This window comes from Roseovarius sp. MMSF_3281, from assembly GCF_030733685.1.
Taxonomy (GTDB): domain Bacteria; phylum Pseudomonadota; class Alphaproteobacteria; order Rhodobacterales; family Rhodobacteraceae; genus Roseovarius.
The window spans coordinates 124,745-141,828 of sequence record NZ_JASHIM010000007.1 but is presented as its reverse complement, the minus strand read 5'-3'; the positions used below and the strand labels follow the sequence as shown (position 1 = coordinate 141,828).

At 62.8% G+C, this 17,084-nt stretch carries 18 protein-coding genes and 1 pseudogene; 13 read left to right on the top strand and 6 right to left on the bottom strand.

What is annotated here, in order from left to right; translation table 11 throughout:
- Nucleotides 1-23: 23 nt before the first annotated feature.
- From serB to RBB32_RS09825, 4 genes are all read left to right on the top strand, one after another.
- On the top strand, nt 24-896 hold the full coding sequence (gene serB, locus RBB32_RS09840) for a phosphoserine phosphatase SerB (RefSeq protein ID WP_306152532.1): 873 nt from the start codon (nt 24-26) through the stop codon (nt 894-896).
- Between the two features lie 99 nt (nt 897-995).
- Complete coding sequence (locus tag RBB32_RS09835) at nt 996-1,181, top strand: PLDc N-terminal domain-containing protein (protein WP_306152527.1); 186 nt, start codon at nt 996-998, stop codon at nt 1,179-1,181.
- 30 nt (nt 1,182-1,211) lie between these two features.
- Nucleotides 1,212-2,186 (top strand): YihY/virulence factor BrkB family protein, encoded by a 975-nt coding sequence (locus RBB32_RS09830; protein WP_306152526.1) that lies wholly within the window; start codon nt 1,212-1,214, stop codon nt 2,184-2,186.
- Between the two features lie 239 nt (nt 2,187-2,425).
- Nucleotides 2,426-4,030 carry a phospholipase D-like domain-containing protein gene (locus RBB32_RS09825; protein WP_306152525.1) on the top strand — a complete coding sequence of 535 codons (1,605 nt, stop codon included), beginning with the start codon at nt 2,426-2,428 and terminating at the stop codon, nt 4,028-4,030.
- Nucleotides 4,031-4,148: 118 nt separating this feature from the next.
- On the opposite strand, the gene RBB32_RS09820 is transcribed toward RBB32_RS09825, so the two are convergent.
- Nucleotides 4,149-5,231 (bottom strand): AI-2E family transporter, encoded by a 1,083-nt coding sequence (locus RBB32_RS09820; RefSeq protein ID WP_306152524.1) that lies wholly within the window; start codon nt 5,229-5,231, stop codon nt 4,149-4,151.
- Nucleotides 5,232-5,469: 238 nt separating this feature from the next.
- Here RBB32_RS09820 and RBB32_RS09815 point away from each other — a divergent pair, with 238 nt between their 5' ends.
- The 7 genes from RBB32_RS09815 (at nt 5,470) to RBB32_RS09785 (ending at nt 9,604) form a co-directional block, all read left to right on the top strand.
- A complete protein-coding gene (locus RBB32_RS09815; RefSeq protein WP_306152523.1) occupies nt 5,470-5,829 on the top strand; it encodes a CidA/LrgA family protein in 360 nt (119 codons plus the stop codon).
- A complete protein-coding gene (locus RBB32_RS09810) occupies nt 5,826-6,542 on the top strand; it encodes an LrgB family protein (protein WP_306152522.1) in 717 nt (238 codons plus the stop codon). The genes RBB32_RS09815 and RBB32_RS09810 overlap by 4 nt, the downstream gene beginning before the upstream one ends.
- Nucleotides 6,543-6,557: 15 nt before the next feature.
- Entirely contained in the window at nt 6,558-7,166 is a 609-nt protein-coding gene (cobO, locus tag RBB32_RS09805) for a cob(I)yrinic acid a,c-diamide adenosyltransferase (RefSeq protein ID WP_306152521.1), read from the top strand.
- Between the two features lie 131 nt (nt 7,167-7,297).
- Nucleotides 7,298-7,897, top strand: a complete 600-nt coding sequence (locus tag RBB32_RS21345) for a PRC-barrel domain-containing protein (RefSeq protein ID WP_371931042.1) — start codon at nt 7,298-7,300, stop codon at nt 7,895-7,897.
- 164 nt (nt 7,898-8,061) lie between these two features.
- On the top strand, nt 8,062-8,415 hold the full coding sequence (locus RBB32_RS09795) for a Lin0512 family protein (protein WP_306152520.1): 354 nt from the start codon (nt 8,062-8,064) through the stop codon (nt 8,413-8,415).
- On the top strand, nt 8,412-8,777 hold the full coding sequence (locus RBB32_RS09790; RefSeq protein ID WP_306152519.1) for a Lin0512 family protein: 366 nt from the start codon (nt 8,412-8,414) through the stop codon (nt 8,775-8,777). The genes RBB32_RS09795 and RBB32_RS09790 overlap by 4 nt, the downstream gene beginning before the upstream one ends.
- Before the next feature lie 59 nt (nt 8,778-8,836).
- Nucleotides 8,837-9,604: a FadR/GntR family transcriptional regulator gene (locus RBB32_RS09785; RefSeq protein WP_306152518.1), complete on the top strand. Its 768-nt coding sequence runs from the start codon at nt 8,837-8,839 to the stop codon at nt 9,602-9,604.
- Between the two features lie 78 nt (nt 9,605-9,682).
- Here the strand turns inward: RBB32_RS09785 and RBB32_RS09780 are convergent, their stop codons facing one another.
- Nucleotides 9,683-10,885, bottom strand: a complete 1,203-nt coding sequence (locus RBB32_RS09780; protein ID WP_306152517.1) for a glycerophosphodiester phosphodiesterase family protein — start codon at nt 10,883-10,885, stop codon at nt 9,683-9,685.
- A 171-nt stretch (nt 10,886-11,056) separates the two neighbouring features.
- On the opposite strand from RBB32_RS09780, the gene dddP reads away from it, so the two are divergent.
- Entirely contained in the window at nt 11,057-12,400 is a 1,344-nt protein-coding gene (gene dddP, locus RBB32_RS09775) for a dimethylsulfonioproprionate lyase DddP (protein ID WP_306152516.1), read from the top strand.
- A gap of 94 nt (nt 12,401-12,494) precedes the next feature.
- Here dddP and RBB32_RS09770 read toward each other — a convergent pair whose 3' ends face one another.
- Both RBB32_RS09770 and RBB32_RS09765 read right to left on the bottom strand, forming a co-directional pair.
- On the bottom strand, nt 12,495-13,379 hold the full coding sequence (locus RBB32_RS09770) for an endonuclease/exonuclease/phosphatase family protein (protein WP_306152515.1): 885 nt from the start codon (nt 13,377-13,379) through the stop codon (nt 12,495-12,497).
- A gap of 42 nt (nt 13,380-13,421) precedes the next feature.
- A pseudogene (locus RBB32_RS09765) lies at nt 13,422-13,888 on the bottom strand (GGDEF domain-containing protein).
- A 406-nt stretch (nt 13,889-14,294) separates the two neighbouring features.
- Here RBB32_RS09765 and RBB32_RS09760 point away from each other — a divergent pair.
- Entirely contained in the window at nt 14,295-15,506 is a 1,212-nt protein-coding gene (locus tag RBB32_RS09760) for a bifunctional alpha/beta hydrolase/OsmC family protein (protein ID WP_306152514.1), read from the top strand.
- Between the two features lie 105 nt (nt 15,507-15,611).
- On the opposite strand, the gene RBB32_RS09755 is transcribed toward RBB32_RS09760, so the two are convergent.
- Both RBB32_RS09755 and pyrF read right to left on the bottom strand, forming a co-directional pair.
- A complete protein-coding gene (locus tag RBB32_RS09755; RefSeq protein ID WP_306152513.1) occupies nt 15,612-15,974 on the bottom strand; it encodes a GIY-YIG nuclease family protein in 363 nt (120 codons plus the stop codon).
- A 397-nt stretch (nt 15,975-16,371) separates the two neighbouring features.
- Nucleotides 16,372-17,064: an orotidine-5'-phosphate decarboxylase gene (gene pyrF, locus RBB32_RS09750; RefSeq protein WP_306152512.1), complete on the bottom strand. Its 693-nt coding sequence runs from the start codon at nt 17,062-17,064 to the stop codon at nt 16,372-16,374.
- Nucleotides 17,065-17,084: the final 20 nt, after the last annotated feature.

Here is a 17,084-nt window from a genome sequence, read left to right as displayed (position 1 = left end):
CCCACGACCAACCCGAGGATTCCATGTTTACCGCCACCCTGATCGCGCCGCCGGGCGTTCTTGAGCCCGCCCTTGTCGAGAACCTGCGCAATGCTTGGGGCGGGGGGGATGCGGTTTGGCTGTCCCCCGACGAGGCGGCCGAGTTCACCTTGCAGGCCATGCCCGGCAACCTGTGGCAAGTCTGGCAGGATCTGCAGGGCATGCGCGTGGATCTGGTGGTGCAGCCCACCGAGGGGCGCCGCAAGGCCATGCTTTTGGCGGATATGGACAGCACCATGATCCAGCAGGAATGCATTGACGAACTGGCCGACGTGGCGGGCGTGGGCGATCATGTGAAAGACATCACCGCCCGCGCGATGAACGGCGAGTTGGATTTCGAAGGCGCGTTGACGGAACGCGTTGCGCTTCTCAAGGGGCTGGACGCGGGGGTGATTGACCAGGTTCTGGCCGAGCGGATCACCTATATGCCCGGCGGCAAGGCGTTGTTGGCGACGATGCGTGCCCATGGCGGGCATTGCGTGCTGGTCTCGGGCGGGTTCACCGCCTTTACCGCCAAGGTGGCCGCCGATCTGGGCTTTCATGAAAACCGCGCCAATACCCTGTTGATCGAAAACGGCATCCTGACGGGCGAGGTGGCACAGCCGATCCTTGGTCGCGAGGCCAAGGTGGCCGCGCTGGAAGAGGTGACCGCGCAACTGGGCATTGCCGAGGCGGAGGTGATCGCCGTGGGCGACGGGGCCAATGATCTGGGCATGTTGGGCCGGGCGGGAACGGGCGTGGCGCTGCATGCCAAACCAAGTGTCGCCGCGCAGTGCGATGTGCGGGTCAATCATGGCGATCTGACGGCACTCCTGTATGTTCAGGGGTATGCGCGCGAGGATTTCGTTACAGGCTAGCCGGGTGTGATTCCCGATGTTTCGGGAACCTTCGGGGCGGTGGGCGCGTTAGTCCTCGAAGCGAGGGCGCCTGCGCCCCATGGAAGGAAGGGAAGCGATATGTTGGAAATCACTGGAATTGGCGGCTTGATCCTGTTGGTGCTGGATGTGTGGGCGATTGTTTCGATCATCGGCTCGGCGCAAAGCACGGGGTCAAAGGTTTTGTGGGTCTTGCTTGTGCTGCTCCTGCCGCTTCTGGGGTTCATCATCTGGCTGGTTGCCGGGCCACGGTCGGCCCGCGCCTGACCGATGGGCGATCAAGGGCCAGGTACGCATATGGCGGCACGTCCAAGCGAGTTGGGCTACCGGGCCTGGTGGCGCGTCCTGCGCCGGGTGATGGGCGAATCCGATAACCGGAACCTTGGCCTGATTGCCGCCGGTGTCGCCTTTTATACCATGCTGTCGATCTTTCCGGCGATTGCCGCGACGATTGCCATCTGGGGCCTTGTCGCCGATCCGCAAACCATCGCCAGCCAGTTGGAGATGGCGCAACACCTTCTGCCCGCCGGGGCCTATGGCATCGTCGAGGAACAGGTTGCGGCGCTGATCCGTTCCACCGGCACGACCCTGCAATTGACCGGGATCGTCTCGATCCTGCTGGCGGTGTGGACGGCGCGCAACGGGGTTGCCGCGCTGATCCGGGGGCTGAATGCAATCTATCGCGAAGAGCACCGCAAGAGCACGATCAAGCGCTACGCGATGGCGATTGGCCTGACCATGCTGCTGATCGGGGTGGTGATCATCGCCTTTGCCTCGGTCGTGCTGGTGCCGATCCTGTTGAATTTCCTGACCCTGCCGTTTGGCCTGGAGGCGCTTATCAGCGCCGTCAAATGGGTGATCGTTCTGGGCGTTGTCCTGTTCTCTATCGGCTTGATCTACCGTTACGGGCCCAACCGGCGCGGCGCCCGGACCGCATGGATCACCCCCGGGGCGATCTTTGCATTGGTGACCTGGGCGGCGGGCTCTATCGCCTTTTCCATATACCTGCGGAATTTCGGATCCCTGAACGAGGTCTATGGCTCGATCGGGGCGGTGGTCGCCTTGTTGTTGTGGCTGTACCTTAGCGCGCAGGTGGTGCTTTTGGGGGCGCTTCTGAATGCCGAGGTGGAACTGGAAACCCGCCGTGACACCACTGTTGGCGCCTCGCGCCCGGCGGGCGAACGCAAGGCTTTCGTGGCCGACCATATCGTGAATTCCGAAGGGAAACTGGAACTGGCGGATGCTTCGAACGATGACAGCCAGAATTCGTAAATCCTGGCGGGAACTTTCCGCCGCCTTGATCGTTGACCCCCTGAAGGCGGTAGAAGAAGATGCGCCGCTTTCCCGGGCTGTCCCTCGTCCCCCCAGACGGCAAACCCGGGTCACCCGCCTGTCCCATCGGGTGTATGCCCCCGCCTTTTCAGGCGGGGGCCTTTTCAAAACTGACCCAGACGCCGAACGCGACGAAGCCATGAAAGCCCTCATGGCACGCGACAGGAAACAGTGAGATCATGGATACCACCCCGCCGACCACGCCAAGTGATGTGACAGCCTCGGGCAATCGGCCGGGGGTGGAGAGCTTTGATTTGCTGGTGACCGCCGAAGAGGCCTATCCGGCGTTCGAGCGCGCCTTTCTTGAGGCCGAGAGCGAGATCATCGCAAGTTTCCGCGTGGTCGACCTGTCGACGCGGCTGGTGTCACCGGCCGCGCGCCGGATCGGGCGCACATGGATGGAACTTCTGGTTCACACGCTGGATCGCGGCGTCAAGGTGCGCTTGATCGCGTCGGATTTCGATCCTCTCGCCGCGCCGCATCTGCATCAACTGGCGTGGCGCACCCTGCGACAGACCGCGGCGGTGCGCGAACTGGCCCGCGACGATGCAAAGCTTGACGTCAAGATCGCGCTGCACGATGCGCGCACCGGGGTCTTGCCGCGCATGGTGTTTTACCCGCTGGTGCGTCACAAGATGAACAAGCTGTCCAAAACCTGGAAGGACATGAGCCAAGCCGAGCGCCAGCGTTTCAAGGTCGAAACGCCCCGCCTTCAGAAGATGTGCTTCGAGGACGAACAGGGCTGCTTGCGGTTTCCCCTGCGCCCGGTCGACCTGTACCCCGCCACGCATCATCAGAAGATGGCCGTTTTCGACCGCAAGACGCTTTATATCGGCGGGCTGGACCTGAACGAAAGGCGCTATGATACCAAGCGTCACCGCCGCGCCGCCGAAAGCACCTGGCACGATATCCAGGCGCTTGTGACCGGCCCCGTGGTCAAGGCCGCGCAGGCCCATCTTGAAAGCTTTCTGGATACGGTTGCCGACAGTGGGCCGTCATCGGCCACGGTGCCGGAACCCGCGCCGGGGTTCCTGCGCACGCTGTCGCGGCGGCGGCGCGGGTTTCCGGTGCGGATGGCGCCGAAATCCGTGCTGCGCGAGGTCGAAGCCCGGCACATGCAGGCGATTTCGAAGGCGCGTCGGCTGATCTATCTGGAAACCCAGTTCCTGCGCCATATGCCCTTGGCGCGGGCTTTGGCCGGACGGGCGCGCGCTTGCCCCGAACTGCGGTTGATCGTGGTGCTGCCGGCGGCCCCCGAGGATATCGCCTTTGACAGCAGCGCGGGCCTTGATGCCCGTTTCGGCGAGCATCAGCAGGTGCGCTGTCTTGCGTTGTTGCAACGCGCCTTTGGGCCAGAGCGGTTCGTGGTGGCCTCACCGGTGCAGCCCCGCCGCAAGGAAAGCGACGGGCGCGATACACTGGATCATGCCCCCTTGGTCTATGTGCATTCCAAGGTGTCGATCTTCGACGATTTCGGCGCGATCGTTTCCTCGGCCAATCTGAACGGGCGCAGCATGCGTTGGGACACCGAGGCAGGGCTTTACCTTGATCAAGCCGCCCATGTGGAGGAAGTCCGCAGGCGGGCGATGGGCCATTGGCTTCCGCGTGACGCGGGGCCGGCGTATCTGGCGCCTGATACGGCCTTTGCCAATTGGCGCCGGTTGGTCGAGACCAACAGCGCCCTGCCGCCCGCGCAACGGCGCGGTTTCCTGGTGCGCTACGATTCGGATGTGGCGCGAGCGGTGGCCACCCCCCTTCCGGGTATGCCGGAGGAAGTCGTCTGAAGCCCCAAAGCGTTCCGTCTTTAACCCGAGACATTGGCGAATGGCGGAACCTGTGCAAGAATTGAGTGGAGCACTGCGTTTCACGAAAATCTGTTACTCAGGTTTTTCGCGAAACGCTTTAGGAGGTGTGGTTGGGCGGGGCCTGCGGCCCTGGGTCATCCGCGCTGTCGTCGATGTCAAAGACATCCAGCATGACAAGCACCATGACCAGAACCGGGATCGCCACGATCCCGCCGATCGGCCCCCAAAGCCACAGCCAGATCACCAGTGACACAAAGATCAAAAGCGGATTGACCGCGACGTGCTTGCCCACCATCGCGGGGGTTACGAACTGCGCCTCGATCATGTTGATGGTCAGGAAAATCGCCGCCGGGGCCAGCATCATCAACCCGTCGAATACGATCAACCCGGCCAGAAGCAAGCCACCGACAATAACGGCTGGACCGGCGTAAAGAATGAAATTCAACAGGGCGGCGGCGATGCCCCAGATGATCGGGCCGGGCATCCCGATCACGGCCATGGCCGTGCCAAAGACGACCCCCAGGCCGGTATTGATGACGGTGATGGTCAGGAAGTAGCGCGCCACAAGGTGTTCAGCGGTGGTAAACCGTTGCAGGATGATTGCGGTATCGCGCGATGTGCCGATCCAGCGCGCAAGCCAGCGGTAAATGCCTTTACGCGTCAGCAGGAAAAAGAACAGCGTACCGCCAAAGATCAGAATCTGCGCCAGCACCACAGGGGCTTGATACAGGGTTCCCGACAGCGTCGGCATCGGCCCTTCGCCGCCCTGTTCGCCTTGGCCGTTCGGCATTTCGGTGCCCAGGGCCTCTTCGACTTCGCGATTGACCGAGTCGAGGCCGCGCACAAGGGATTTGAACTCTTCGATGACCGAGCGGACCTCCCACTTGATGCTGGGCAGGGCGTCGACCATGCGCCATACCAGCGGCTCGGCCAGAACGATCAGCACGGCAAGGCCCGAGATCCCCAGAATCAGCACAATCGCCGGGGCAAATCCCGCAGGCAGCCCCCAGCGTTCGATCATATCGGTCAGCGGGGCAAAGATGACCCCCGCCACCACGCCCAGAACCATCGGGGCAAAGATATCCGCGGCCAGTTTGAGTGCGCCGAACCCAAGGGTCATGGCGATGACGATCACGGCAACCCGCAAGATCGGGTCGCCCGAGGGGCGAGAGTCCAGCATGACGGGATAACGCGCCCGTGGCAGGGAAGTTCCCGCGATCCGGTTTATTTATGCGTCTGGCCAGGGCCCGAAGCCGAGTAGCGACACTCCGCCTCATACACATTCCGGTTTCAGAATGTAAGGAATTCCGAAACCGGAATGTGAAAAGGAGCCTCCCATGGCCGTGCCCCCGGCGCGGCCTTTCCTTTCGCGGCGCAGGCCATATGCTGCCCCAAGCAGGACGCGAAAGGCCAAGCCCATGATCCTCAATATCGCCGTGATCCTTTCCGCCCAACTGGTGGGCGAGGTGCTGGCCCGCCTTCTGGCCCTTCCCATCCCCGGCCCGGTGATCGGTATGGCGCTTTTGCTGGCGGGGTTCATGGCCAGCCCCGGGCTGGCCGAGCGTATCCTGCCCACCTCGCAGGGCATCCTTGCGCATCTGTCGCTGCTTTTCGTACCTGCGGGCGTCGGGGTGATTAGCCACGCCGAGGCGCTGGGCACCTCGGGCCTTGCCCTGATGGCGGCACTTGTCGGCAGTACCCTTTTGGCCCTGATCGCGGGCGCGCTGACCTTCGTGGCCCTTGCCCGCCTGACCGGCAGTCAGGAGGCGGAAGAATGACCGAGTTGCCCGATATCTGGTCGTACCTGCGCGAAGGGCCGCTTTTGTGGCTGACCGCCACGCTGATTGCCTACCTCATCGGCGATGCCCTGTTTCGCGCCTCGGCGCGCAACCCGCTGGTCAACCCGGTGCTGGTGGCCATGGTGATCCTTGGGGCCGTGCTTTGGGCCACGTCTACGCCCTATGCCACCTATTTCGAAGGCGCGCAGTTCGTGCACTTCATGCTTGGCCCGGCCACCGTGGCGCTTGCCGGGCCGCTTTACACCAACCTGCACCATGTTCGCCGCACCCTGCTTCCCATGGTTGGGGCGCTCATCGTGGGGTCGGTCACCGCTGTTGCCTCGGCCCTCTGGATCGCGCACGCCTTGGGCGTCGAGGGCGCAACCTTGGCCTCGCTTGCGCCGAAATCCACCACCGCGCCCGTCGCCATCGGCATTGCCGAGAAACTGGGCGGGCTGCCCACGCTGACGGCTGCATTGGTCATCATCACCGGGATCATCGGCGCGGTTGTCGTGACCCCCCTGATGAACGCCCTGCGCATCACCGATTGGCGCGCGCGCGGCTTTTCCGTGGGTGTGGCCGCGCACGGCATCGGCACTGCCCGCGCCTTTCAGGTCAATCAAACCGCCGGTGCCTTCGCGGGCATCGGCATGGGCCTCAATGCCTTGCTAACCGCCCTGATTGCGCCTTATGTCTTGGGCCTGTTCCAGTGAAAGGATACCGCGCTCATGTCTGACGATCCCGACCGCCACGCGATGAAAATGGCCAAGAAAAAGGCCGCCCGCGACAAGATCATGGCCACCAAGACCGATGAAAAGGGCCTGATCATCGTTCACACCGGCAAGGGCAAGGGCAAATCCTCGGCCGCTTTCGGGATGATCTTCCGCTGCATCGCGCATGACATGCAATGCGCCGTGGTGCAGTTCATCAAGGGCGGGATGAGCACGGGCGAACGCGATATGATCCTGTCCAGGTTTTCCGACACCTGTTCGTTCCACACCATGGGCGAGGGCTTTACCTGGGAAACCCAGGACCGCGAACGCGATACCGAAATGGCCCAGGCCGCCTGGGAAAAGGCCAAGGAGTTGATCCGCGACCCCGCCAACAAGATGGTCCTGCTGGACGAGATCAACATCGCCCTGCGCTATGACTACCTTGATATCGACGAGGTGGTGCAGTTCCTGGCCGAGGAAAAACCGCATATGACGCATGTCGTCCTGACCGGTCGCAACGCCAAGGACGACCTGATCGAGATTGCCGACCTGGTGACCGAGATGGAACTGGTGAAACATCCCTTCCGCTCTGGCATCAAGGCGCAGATCGGGGTGGAGTTTTAAGCCCACGCGCAACGCAACCGGGCGGCCTTCGTTCCATCGCAAATCATGAATCTTTTCGCCCCCCGTCCGGGAACAGGATCGGGGGGCGATTGCGTTTTGGTTGCACAAGCCAAATGAAAAGGAGGCACCTTATGAAATTCCTCGGAACATCAGCGATTGCAATGGCGCTGGCCGCAACCACAGCCTTTGCCGACAGCCATTCCGAAAGCGAAAATCACAACGAATCCGACAAGGCCCAGGTCGAATCGAACGCACAGATGAACACCTCGGGCGATGGCAGCGAAAATTCGCAGGACATGGATCAGGCCAAGGCCGAACAAGGCATGGATCAGAAAGCCCGGAACGCCAGCGGCGACTGGACCGTCTCAACCGCCGAAATGAGCGACATGCAGGGCGAGTTGATCCGCACCCGCGATATCACTGGCGGCGCGATCTACACCACCAACGAAGCCAACGATGAAGGCTGGGAAAATGCAAGCTTTGACGCTGTGAACTCCGACTGGAACCAGATCGGCGAGATCGAGGACATCGTCCTGTCGAAGAACGGCAAGATGACAGGGATCGTCGCCGAGGTGGGCGGCTTCCTCGGGATGGCTGATAAGCACGTGGTATTGTCGGTGGATGATGCGAAACTCGTTCCCGTCGACGATGTCAGCTATGCTTTCGTCACCCAGTTCAACGAAGAACAACTGGAAGAAATGAACGGCGTCGATGAAGGCTTCTGGAATTAATACCGGGCGCATCCATTGATCCTTGGGCCGCCACCCCGTGCAGGGTGGCGGCCTTTTCGCTTTTGCGGGGCGGTTTCGTGGCCAGGAAAACAATCGCTATCGTGCATTGAACACCGGCGCGGAACCCGGCAAACTGCCCCCGATCCAGAGCAGGAAGATCACAGATGCCCAAACACCGCGTCCTGACCGAATTCGGCATGGGCAGCTCGCTGCGCCGCCGGGATTATACCCAGGCCGCCAAGCGCGCCGTTCAAGATGCCCTTTGGCACAATTCCATCAACATGGCCGAGCTTTTCGGCTTTGACAAATCGGCCATGCAGATCGACGTCGAAGTGGCCGTGCAGGACCCCGAGGCGGTGGATTGCAACGCCGTGGCCGAGGTTTTCCCCTATGGCCGGGTGACCGTCACCGCCACCCACGGCGGCCTCGACATCCCCCGCCCCGAAGGCGAAGGCAACCCCACCGTCATCGCCAACGCGGCGATTTCCGTGGCTTTTGACATGGAGCGCCTGCAATGACCCGCCGCCGCGTGATTATCGAGATGGGCATGGGCAACGACCTGCACGGCATGGATTACCAAAAGGCCGCCACCCGCGCGATTCAGGATGCGATCCGCCATTCCACCCTGCCGATCTTTGGCGCCATCGGCCTGAACCACGCCCAGATGGAGGTGCAGGTGACCGTCGGTGTGCAAGACCCCGGGGCGCTGGATTGCGCGGCATTGGCCAGAACCCTGCCGCGCGGGCAGGCCAAGGTGACGGCGGTCAAGGGGGGGCAAAACGTGACCAACCCCGACACCGGCGAAACGCTGGTGATCGCCACCGCGGCGGTCGAGGCCTTCTTGCCCGAACAAGTGGGGAAGTGGCGGCAAAGCGGCTAACCTTGCCCGTGGTCGCAGTTGCGCCTATCATCCCGGCCACCGTGTTCAGGACCGCGCCCATGCCATTTCAAAAAGTCACGCCCGAGAAACTCTCGACGGCGGTCACCCGCCAGATCGAAAAGCTGATCCTTCGGGGCATCCTGCGCCCGGGCGAACGCCTGCCGTCCGAACGTGAACTGGCCGAGAAACTGGGGGTATCGCGCCCCTCCCTGCGCGAGGCGGTGGCCGAGCTGCAGGAAAAGGGCCTGCTTTCCAGCCGCGCCGGTTCGGGCATCTTCGTGGCCGACGTGCTGGGCAGTGCCTTTTCCCCCGCCCTGATCCGGCTTTTCGCCGACCACGACGAGGCGGTTTTCGATTACATCGCCTTTCGTCGTGACCTTGAAGGGCTGGCCGCCGAACGCGCCGCGCGGCTTGCCTCGGATACCGACCTGCAGGTGGTGCAGGCGGTGTTCGACAAGATGGAAAACGCCCACGCCAAACGCAGCGCCAAGGCCGAGGCGCAACTGGATGCCGAGTTTCACATGGCCATCATCGAGGCCAGCCATAACGTGGTCATGCTGCATATGATGCGGTCCATGTTCCAGCTTTTGCAGGAAGGCGTGTTTTACAATCGCCAGATCATGTTCAAGCAACGCACCACGCGCGGCGCGCTTCTGGATCAGCACCGCGCCATCAACGCGGCCCTTCAGGCACGCGACGGCGAGGCGGCCCGCGCCGCCGTGATCGCGCATCTGAACTACGTGGAAAAATCCCTCGCCGATCAGCAAAAGGCCGAACGGAACGAGGCCATCGCCCGCCAACGTTTCTCACACGAACAATCACGCTGAGCGGGAAAAAGGGGGGCGCTCATCGCTTGCGCTCCTCGCGAGGAAGGCCGCAAGACCTGATGAGCGCGCCCCCGGACCTTACTCGATACCCATGCAATTGGCGTAATAGGTCACCGTCGCGGGCCAATCGCTGAACACACCGGCAACGCCTGCATCGTCATGCAGGGCATGCAGGACGTTGAAGTAATCGGCGTCGCTGTCGGTTACATCCGTCACCGACTGGAAATACCAGCCGCCACCGTTGGTCAGCGGGCCCGAGCGTTCCAGCGTCCATGCGATCAGCTTCAAACCGGCCTCGCGCGCGGCCTTGGCATAGGCCGATGCGGCATAATCGCCATCTTTCGGCGTCACCAGCATGTTGAGCGAGGGGGCGAGGTAATTCACGCCTTGCTCCTTGAGCGCGGCAAAATCCTCTTGCCATGTTTCGGGGGCCTGCTCGTCAAACCCGTCATGCCATTCAACAAGGTAAACGGCCTGTTTGCCGAACTCGGGTTCGTTCTCGACCCAATAAAGCACATCTTCAAGGTTGAAGCTTTGCGCCCAGACATCCGAGGCCGGAACGCCGGCCGCCTTGTATTCGTCGATCAGCTTCTGGGCATAATCGGCCTGTGAAAACCCGTTGTGCGGCATCTCGACCGAGGGGCTTTTCAGTTCGGGCGTGAACTTCGCGCCCAGATCGCGGAACAGTTCGATGGATTCCGCATGGGTCATCAGGGTGCCGTCCTGCACCGAATAAAGATCGGTGCGCCAAGCGGCGGTGCCATCCATGTAGCCTTCGACCGAGGTGGCGCTTTTGTCGGCGGCATCCATCTTGCCGGTCAGGGTCTTGAACTCGGCCAGCGTGATCTCGGATGTCCGGCATTCCGCCTTGGCGGCCTCGTCCCCCGAGGCCGGGGCAAATGGCACGACACAGGTTTCGGCCAGGTCGCTGGCCAGAATGTCGGTGGTGGTGTGCAGGTCGTTCTGCGCATGGCGGCAGACCAGCTCGTGATCGCTGGTGAAGGTCACGTCGCATTCAAGGATGCCCGCGCCCATCCGCGCGGCGGCGCGGTTCGATTCCTCGGTGTGCTCGGGGAACATCAGCGGCGCACCCCGGTGGCCGATGGAAAACGCCGACCGTTCGGGGCTTTGGCCCAGGCAGGCGCTCAGGGTGTCTTTCAACTCCCCTTCGGCCATCCGGTCAATCAGGTAGGCAGGCCGCGGCCCATAGGTCAGTTGCTCGGCCGTGGCCGCACCGGCCACCACTGACAGCGCAAGAACACTTGTCGTTACGAAACGCATGGAATCATCCCTCTTGTTGGTGTGTTGGCGCAACAAACAGGCGCTTTCCAAAAACGATGTGACGCTTTGCCAAAACTTCCGTGACAGTCGAAAAGCGACCCCGGCGCGCGTCGCATTCCGGCAAGCGGCCTGCCGTGGCCCCGGTGCAGCATCGGGGTAGGAGGAGACGCCATGAACACCCACTTCCGCGATCGGCGCAAGATTGATCCCACCCGGGGTGCCACGCTGGGTGACAATACCCCCAACGATGCCGACCGCGTGGAAATCGGGCCGACCCAGCTGGCCTATGCGGAATGGGCGGCGGCGGGGCTGCACCTGCCTGACCTGCAGGAAATGCGCCGCTATCGCTGGGCCCGCCTGACCCGGCATATCGTGGATCGCGACTATGCGGGGTTGCTGATGTTCGACCCTTTGAACATCCGCTATGCCACCGACAGCACCAACATGCAGCTTTGGAACACCCATAACCCCTTCCGCGCGGTCCTGCTTTGCGCCGATGGCTACATGGTGATTTGGGATTACAAGAACTCGCCCTTCCTGTCCGAGTTCAACCCGCTGGTGCGCGAACAACGCTCGGGCGCGGACCTGTTCTATTTCGACCGGGGCGATAAGATCGACGTGGCCGCCGATGTGCTTTCCAACGAAATTCGTGTGCTTCTGGAAGAGCACGCGCCGGGCAACAAGCGCCTTGCGGTGGACAAGGTCATGTTGCACGGGCTGCGCGCGCTTGAGGCGCAGGGGTTCGAGATCATGGAAGGCGAGGAAGTTACCGAGAAATCCCGCTCGGTCAAAGGCCCCGATGAAATCCTCGCCATGCGCTGTGCCTCGCATGCCTGCGAAGTGGCCGTGCGCGAGATGGAGGATTTCGCCCGCCGGAACGTGCCGCTTGGCCAGACCTCCGAGGATGATATCTGGGCCGTGCTGCACGCCGAGAACATTCGCCGCGGCGGTGAATGGATCGAAACCCGGCTGCTGACCTCCGGGCCGCGCACCAACCCCTGGTTCCAGGAATGCGGCGGGCGCATCACCCGAAACAACGAGATCATCGCCTTCGACACCGACCTTGTCGGCAGCTACGGCATTTGCGTGGATATCTCGCGCACATGGTGGATCGGTGACCGCAAGCCGCGCCCCGATATGATCTATGCCATGCAGCACGCGGTCGAACATATCCAGACCAACATGCAAATGCTCAAACCCGGCGTGAATATCCAGGACCTCAGCCGCAACACCCATGTTCTGGACGCCAGGTACCAGCGTCTCAAATACGGCTGCCTGATGCATGGGGTGGGGCTTTGCGATGAATGGCCGCTGGTGGCCTACCCCGACCACATGGTCGAAGGCGCCTTTGATTATGAGCTTGAGCCGGGCATGACCCTTTGTGTCGAGGCCTTGGTGGGTGAAGAGGGCGGCGATTTCTCGATCAAGCTGGAAGATCAGGTTTTGATCACCGAAGACGGGTTCGAAAACCTTACGACATACCCGTTTGACCCTGCACTGATGGGCGAAGCCTGAGGCCCGAAGGGGTGAGGCCGCCGCGCAAGGATTTTGCAAAATCCTTGGCCCAAGCGATGTTCAAATCGCTTGGGGGCCGTGGCGCGGCGGACCGCTATTCGCCGACCGCCAGCCGCGCCAGAACGCCCCTGTGATCCGATCCGAGTTTCGGCTGCACGGTCACCGCCGCCGCCACCCCGGGCGAGGTCAGCACATGGTCAATCGCCACCGGGGTGCGCATTATCGGCAGGTGAAAGGTGGCATCCCAAGGCCCTGCGCGGCGCGTGCCGCTGATCTTGCCGATCCGGCGCAGGGTGTGGCTCCAACCGACCGAGTTGAAATCGCCCCCGATGATCACCGGGGCCTCAAGCCCCTGCAAAACGGGAAGAAGCGTGTCCACCTGGGCGGCCTGCCCATGCGGCCAGGGCCAATGCAAATGGATCGACAACAGCCAGACAGGCCCCTGCGCGGTTTGCACCTGAACCCCCGCCAGACCATCGCGCGCGGCACAAATCTTTTGCCCCGGGATGGCCGGAAACCGCGACAGCACGGCAACCCCGCCCACATTGGCAAAGGGGCAGGTCACCTGTGTCGGGTAGTCCGGGCGCAAGGTTTCCAAAAGCGCGCGATTGCGCCGCGAGACTTCCTGTAGCGTCAGCATATCGGGCGATTGCCGCGCCACCTCCTTGAGCCAGGCGTCGTTGCTCCGGCGGCTGAACAACAGGTTCTGTTGATATAAAACCCAATCGGCCTTGGGCACGCCCTGCCGTGGCAGGGCGCGGGGCACCACGATCTGCGCCATGACCAAAAGCGCCAGCACGGCCAAGGGCCAGCGGATACGCCGCGGCCACGCCGCCCATATCACCATCAGCGCAAATGCGGCGGCCAGCGGCAGGCGGAGCACCGCAAAGCTATCGCCCGCCGGATGCCATGCCCCGGCAAAACCGAGGCCCAACAGCGTGCCCAAACCCAGCGTCAGTATGATCCAAACGGCGCGCATCTGCTCTCCCGTGCAATCCGGGCCCGTCCGCGCCAGCCCCGGCTATGAGGCTGCGCTACGCCCTTGTTCCGGGGGGCGCAAGGGGTCCGCACAACAGACCCTGTCGCGGCCCATGTGCTTGGCACGATAAAGCGCGGCATCCGCCTGCGCCAGTGTCTCGTCCAAAGGCGCGGCATCGGCCAGTGGCACGACCCCGAAACTCGCCGTCAGGCGATGTGCCTGCCCGTTCAGAACAAGCGGTGTCTCGCGCAGCTTGGCACAAAGGCGTTCCGCGGCCACCCGCGCCGCAAGCGCAGGGCAAATTGGCGCAAGGCGCTATCGCCCGCCTGGTGGCCGAACCGGTCGTTCACCGCTTTGAAATGGTCGATGTCCACCAGCAGGATCGCCTTTGGCCCCGGCGGAAGCTTCGCCACCTGCGCCTTGAAACATGCCCGGGTCGCGGCACCGGTCAGGCTGTCGTGATTGACCGCATGTTCCAGTTTCCGGCTCAGGCGCTGTGACGCCAGCATCTGCAGGCCGATGACATAGGCAATCGGCAAGGCCAGCATCGCCGCGACAACCGAGCCTGAAATCATCGTTGCCTCGAAAACAACGGCGGGCTGCAACACCCGGCGCAGGGCCATGCTTCCAAGCACGGCAATCCCCGTGATCGCCAGCGCGAAAAGCGACACGTCTGTCCGGGTTTCGAGGCTGATCCGCATGGCCCTTCCAATCTGCATGTCGCAAGGGTGTCGCCAGAACGGTTAACAAAGCCTGCACCGCGCCCCGCGATTTACGGTCAATTCGCCTCAACTTCGCGGGAACGGACAGGCCCGCCCCCCGGATCACCATGCCGTGACGCCCCTGTCACATCACTGGCACCACGGGCGGCAAGCCCATAGTCTTATGCCCGACGCAGACCCAAGGATTTGCCCCATGCCCACCGAACGCTTCACCTTTACCGGCCACTCCGGCCATCGGCTTGCCGCCCGGCTTGACCTTCCCGATGGTCCGCGGCTGGCCACCGCCCTGTTCGCGCATTGCTTTACCTGTTCCAAGGATATCCTCGCCGCGCGCCGCATCGCCGCCCGCCTTGCCGGGGCGGGCATCGCCGTGCTGCGCTTTGATTTCACCGGGCTGGGCCATAGCGAAGGCGAGTTCGCCAATACCTCCTTCACCTCCAATATCGAGGATCTGGCCCTTGCCGCACAGGCGTTGGCGGATCGTGATATGCCCCCCTCGCTGCTTATCGGGCATTCGCTTGGCGGGGCGGCGGTGCTGGCGGCAGCCAGGAAGATCGACAGCGCCAAGGCGGTGGTCACCATCGGGGCCCCCTCCGATCCGGGCCATGTCACCCATAATTTCGACGAAGCCCTTGACCGGATCAAGGCGCGGGGCCGCGCCGAGGTTTGCCTTGGCGGGCGGCCCGTGACCATCGGCAAAGATTTCGTCGACAGCGTGCGGGGCGAGACCCTGCATGACGATATCGCCGGGCTCGATCGCGCGCTTCTGGTCCTGCATGCGCCGCGCGACGAGGTGGTCGGTATCGACAACGCCGCCGAGATTTTCACCGCCGCCAAACACCCCAAAAGCTTCGTCACGCTGGACGACGCCGATCACCTGATCACCGATCCCTCCGATGCCGAGTATACGGCCGGGGTGATCGCCGCCTGGGCCGCCCGCTATCTTGATCTTACCCCGCCCGCGCCGCCACCCGGCGCGCCCGAAGGCATCGTGCGGGTTTCCGAGGCCGATCCAAAGGGTTTCCTGCAAGATGTCAATGCCGGGCCGCACCACCACGTGCTGGCCGATGAGCCCGAGGCCTATGGCGGCACCGACCGTGGCCTGTCGCCCTATGGGTTCCTGTCGGCGGGGCTGGGCGCCTGCACCTCTATGACCATCCGCATGTACGCCCGGCGCAAGGGCTGGCCCCTGCACCATGTCAGCGTCGAGGTCAGCCACGACAAGGTCCATGCGCAAGATGCCGACAGCCGCTCGGACGCCAAGGCCGACAAGTTCACCCGCGTGGTGCATCTGGAGGGCGACCTAAGCGACGAGCAACGCGCGAAACTGATGGAAATCGCCGATAAATGCCCGGTGCATCGCACGTTGGAGCGCAGCTCGACTGTCGTGACCGAGGAGGGTTGAGGGTGCAGGCTTGAAACGAGGTCCCGGGTCAAGCCCGGGACGTGGCAGCGCTGAAACGCAAGGGGCACGCCAATACCCGCCCCGGGCCTGACCCGGGGCCTCACTTCAGTATATTTCCGGGATAAAAGCGCTCAGGTCATGCCAATTGGGATTGTGGTCGGTGACTAGCGCGATTTTCCATGCGCGCCGCCAACGTTTGATGGCGCGTTCTCGTCTCAGGGACATCTCAAAGTCATCGTGCTGTTCGAACCAGACAAGCCTTTTGATTTTATACTTTGCCGTATGTGCACAATGGCCTGCGCGATGGGCCTCAACCCGCTGTCGCAGGTTCCCGCTGCGGCCCGTGTAAAGTGCGCCACCGGGGCGCGAGGCCATGATATAAACAAAATGCCCCATGCCTTCACTTAACCAGTTAATCGTCAGCAAAGGGTTAACCTGAAGCGTTTCGCGAAACGTGTCGAAGGACAACTTTGTTACGCGCGTTTTATCTTGGATGTGGCCTCACGTTTGAGGCGCAAAGCTTTGCGCCAAAAGCACCCGAGGTCCCGGGGCAATCCCGGGACGGAACGTGCTGCAATGCTGATGAAAGAAAAAACCCGCCCCGGGCCTGACCCGGGGCCTCATGACAGGCTTATCCGGCGATCTGGGTCAGGCAATCATCGGTCGGGGCTGTCTGGTAGGCCAATAACCCGGTTCGCAAAAATCCTACCCCAACCCTCTGATGAGTAGATACCTTACTCATGTTCCGCCGAGTGGTCCTGATAAAGCGCGATTGGTATCGTGGCCGATCAGGCGTAACAAACGAAGCCTTCGCAAGGTCTCATGTGTGCCCGTGAACACCTTTATGCGGGGGATACGGTGCGCACTATTCGTTAATCTCGCTCAATATATCCCGCGCCGCCTGTGCCGGGTCTTTCGCGGCCCAGATGGGGCGACCGACGACAATATGATCGGCCCCGTCATTCAGCGCCTGCGCCGGGGTCGCCACGCGTTTTTGATCGCCCAGGGCCGCCCCCGCGGGGCGTACACCGGGGGTCACGATCAGCCGGCCCTTGGCTTCGGGCAGGGCGCGGATCATCGCCGCCTCTTGCGGGCTGGCGATCACCCCGTCGGCCCCAGCCTCAAAGGCCCGGCCCGCCCGTTCGGCCACCAGATCGGGAATATCGCCTGTCTTGATAAGCCCGGCATCCAGATCCGCCCGGTCCAGCGAGGTCAGGATCGTCACCGCCAAAATCTTGGTCTGGCGGCCCGATGCCCCTTCGCGCGCGGCGCGCACCACATGCGGATCGCCATGCACCGTCAGGAAATCCAGATCGAACTGTGCCAACCCGCGCACCGCCGCCTCGATCGTGGCGCCGATATCAAACAGCTTCATGTCCAGGAAAATGCGCTTGCCGTGTTCCTGCATCAACTCGTTGGCTAGCGCCAGGCCGCCGCCGGTCAGCATCCCCAGGCCGATCTTGTAAAACCCCACGGAATCGCCCAGCCGCTCGGCCAGTTGCAGGCCCTCAAGGGCATTGGGCACGTCAAGGGCAACGATCAAACGGTCATCGGACATATCGGGTGGCCTTCTCAAGG

Bases quoted from the DNA above. Each gene is read 5' to 3' on its own strand.
- RBB32_RS09825 (WP_306152525.1), top strand. From the start codon at position 2,426: ATGGATACCACCCCGCCGACCACGCCAAGTGATGTGACAGCCTCGGGC.
- pyrF (WP_306152512.1), bottom strand. From the start codon at position 17,064: ATGTCCGATGACCGTTTGATCGTTGCCCTTGACGTGCCCAATGCCCTT.
- RBB32_RS09770 (WP_306152515.1), bottom strand. From the start codon at position 13,379: ATGCGCGCCGTTTGGATCATACTGACGCTGGGTTTGGGCACGCTGTTG.
- serB (WP_306152532.1), top strand. From the start codon at position 24: ATGTTTACCGCCACCCTGATCGCGCCGCCGGGCGTTCTTGAGCCCGCC.
- RBB32_RS09830 (WP_306152526.1), top strand. From the start codon at position 1,212: ATGGCGGCACGTCCAAGCGAGTTGGGCTACCGGGCCTGGTGGCGCGTC.
- RBB32_RS21345 (WP_371931042.1), top strand. From the start codon at position 7,298: ATGAAATTCCTCGGAACATCAGCGATTGCAATGGCGCTGGCCGCAACC.
- RBB32_RS09815 (WP_306152523.1), top strand. From the start codon at position 5,470: ATGATCCTCAATATCGCCGTGATCCTTTCCGCCCAACTGGTGGGCGAG.
- RBB32_RS09780 (WP_306152517.1), bottom strand. From the start codon at position 10,885: ATGCGTTTCGTAACGACAAGTGTTCTTGCGCTGTCAGTGGTGGCCGGT.
- cobO (WP_306152521.1), top strand. From the start codon at position 6,558: ATGTCTGACGATCCCGACCGCCACGCGATGAAAATGGCCAAGAAAAAG.
- RBB32_RS09790 (WP_306152519.1), top strand. From the start codon at position 8,412: ATGACCCGCCGCCGCGTGATTATCGAGATGGGCATGGGCAACGACCTG.
- RBB32_RS09810 (WP_306152522.1), top strand. From the start codon at position 5,826: ATGACCGAGTTGCCCGATATCTGGTCGTACCTGCGCGAAGGGCCGCTT.
- RBB32_RS09820 (WP_306152524.1), bottom strand. From the start codon at position 5,231: ATGCTGGACTCTCGCCCCTCGGGCGACCCGATCTTGCGGGTTGCCGTG.
- RBB32_RS09785 (WP_306152518.1), top strand. From the start codon at position 8,837: ATGCCATTTCAAAAAGTCACGCCCGAGAAACTCTCGACGGCGGTCACC.
- RBB32_RS09835 (WP_306152527.1), top strand. From the start codon at position 996: ATGTTGGAAATCACTGGAATTGGCGGCTTGATCCTGTTGGTGCTGGAT.
- dddP (WP_306152516.1), top strand. From the start codon at position 11,057: ATGAACACCCACTTCCGCGATCGGCGCAAGATTGATCCCACCCGGGGT.
- RBB32_RS09795 (WP_306152520.1), top strand. From the start codon at position 8,062: ATGCCCAAACACCGCGTCCTGACCGAATTCGGCATGGGCAGCTCGCTG.
- RBB32_RS09760 (WP_306152514.1), top strand. From the start codon at position 14,295: ATGCCCACCGAACGCTTCACCTTTACCGGCCACTCCGGCCATCGGCTT.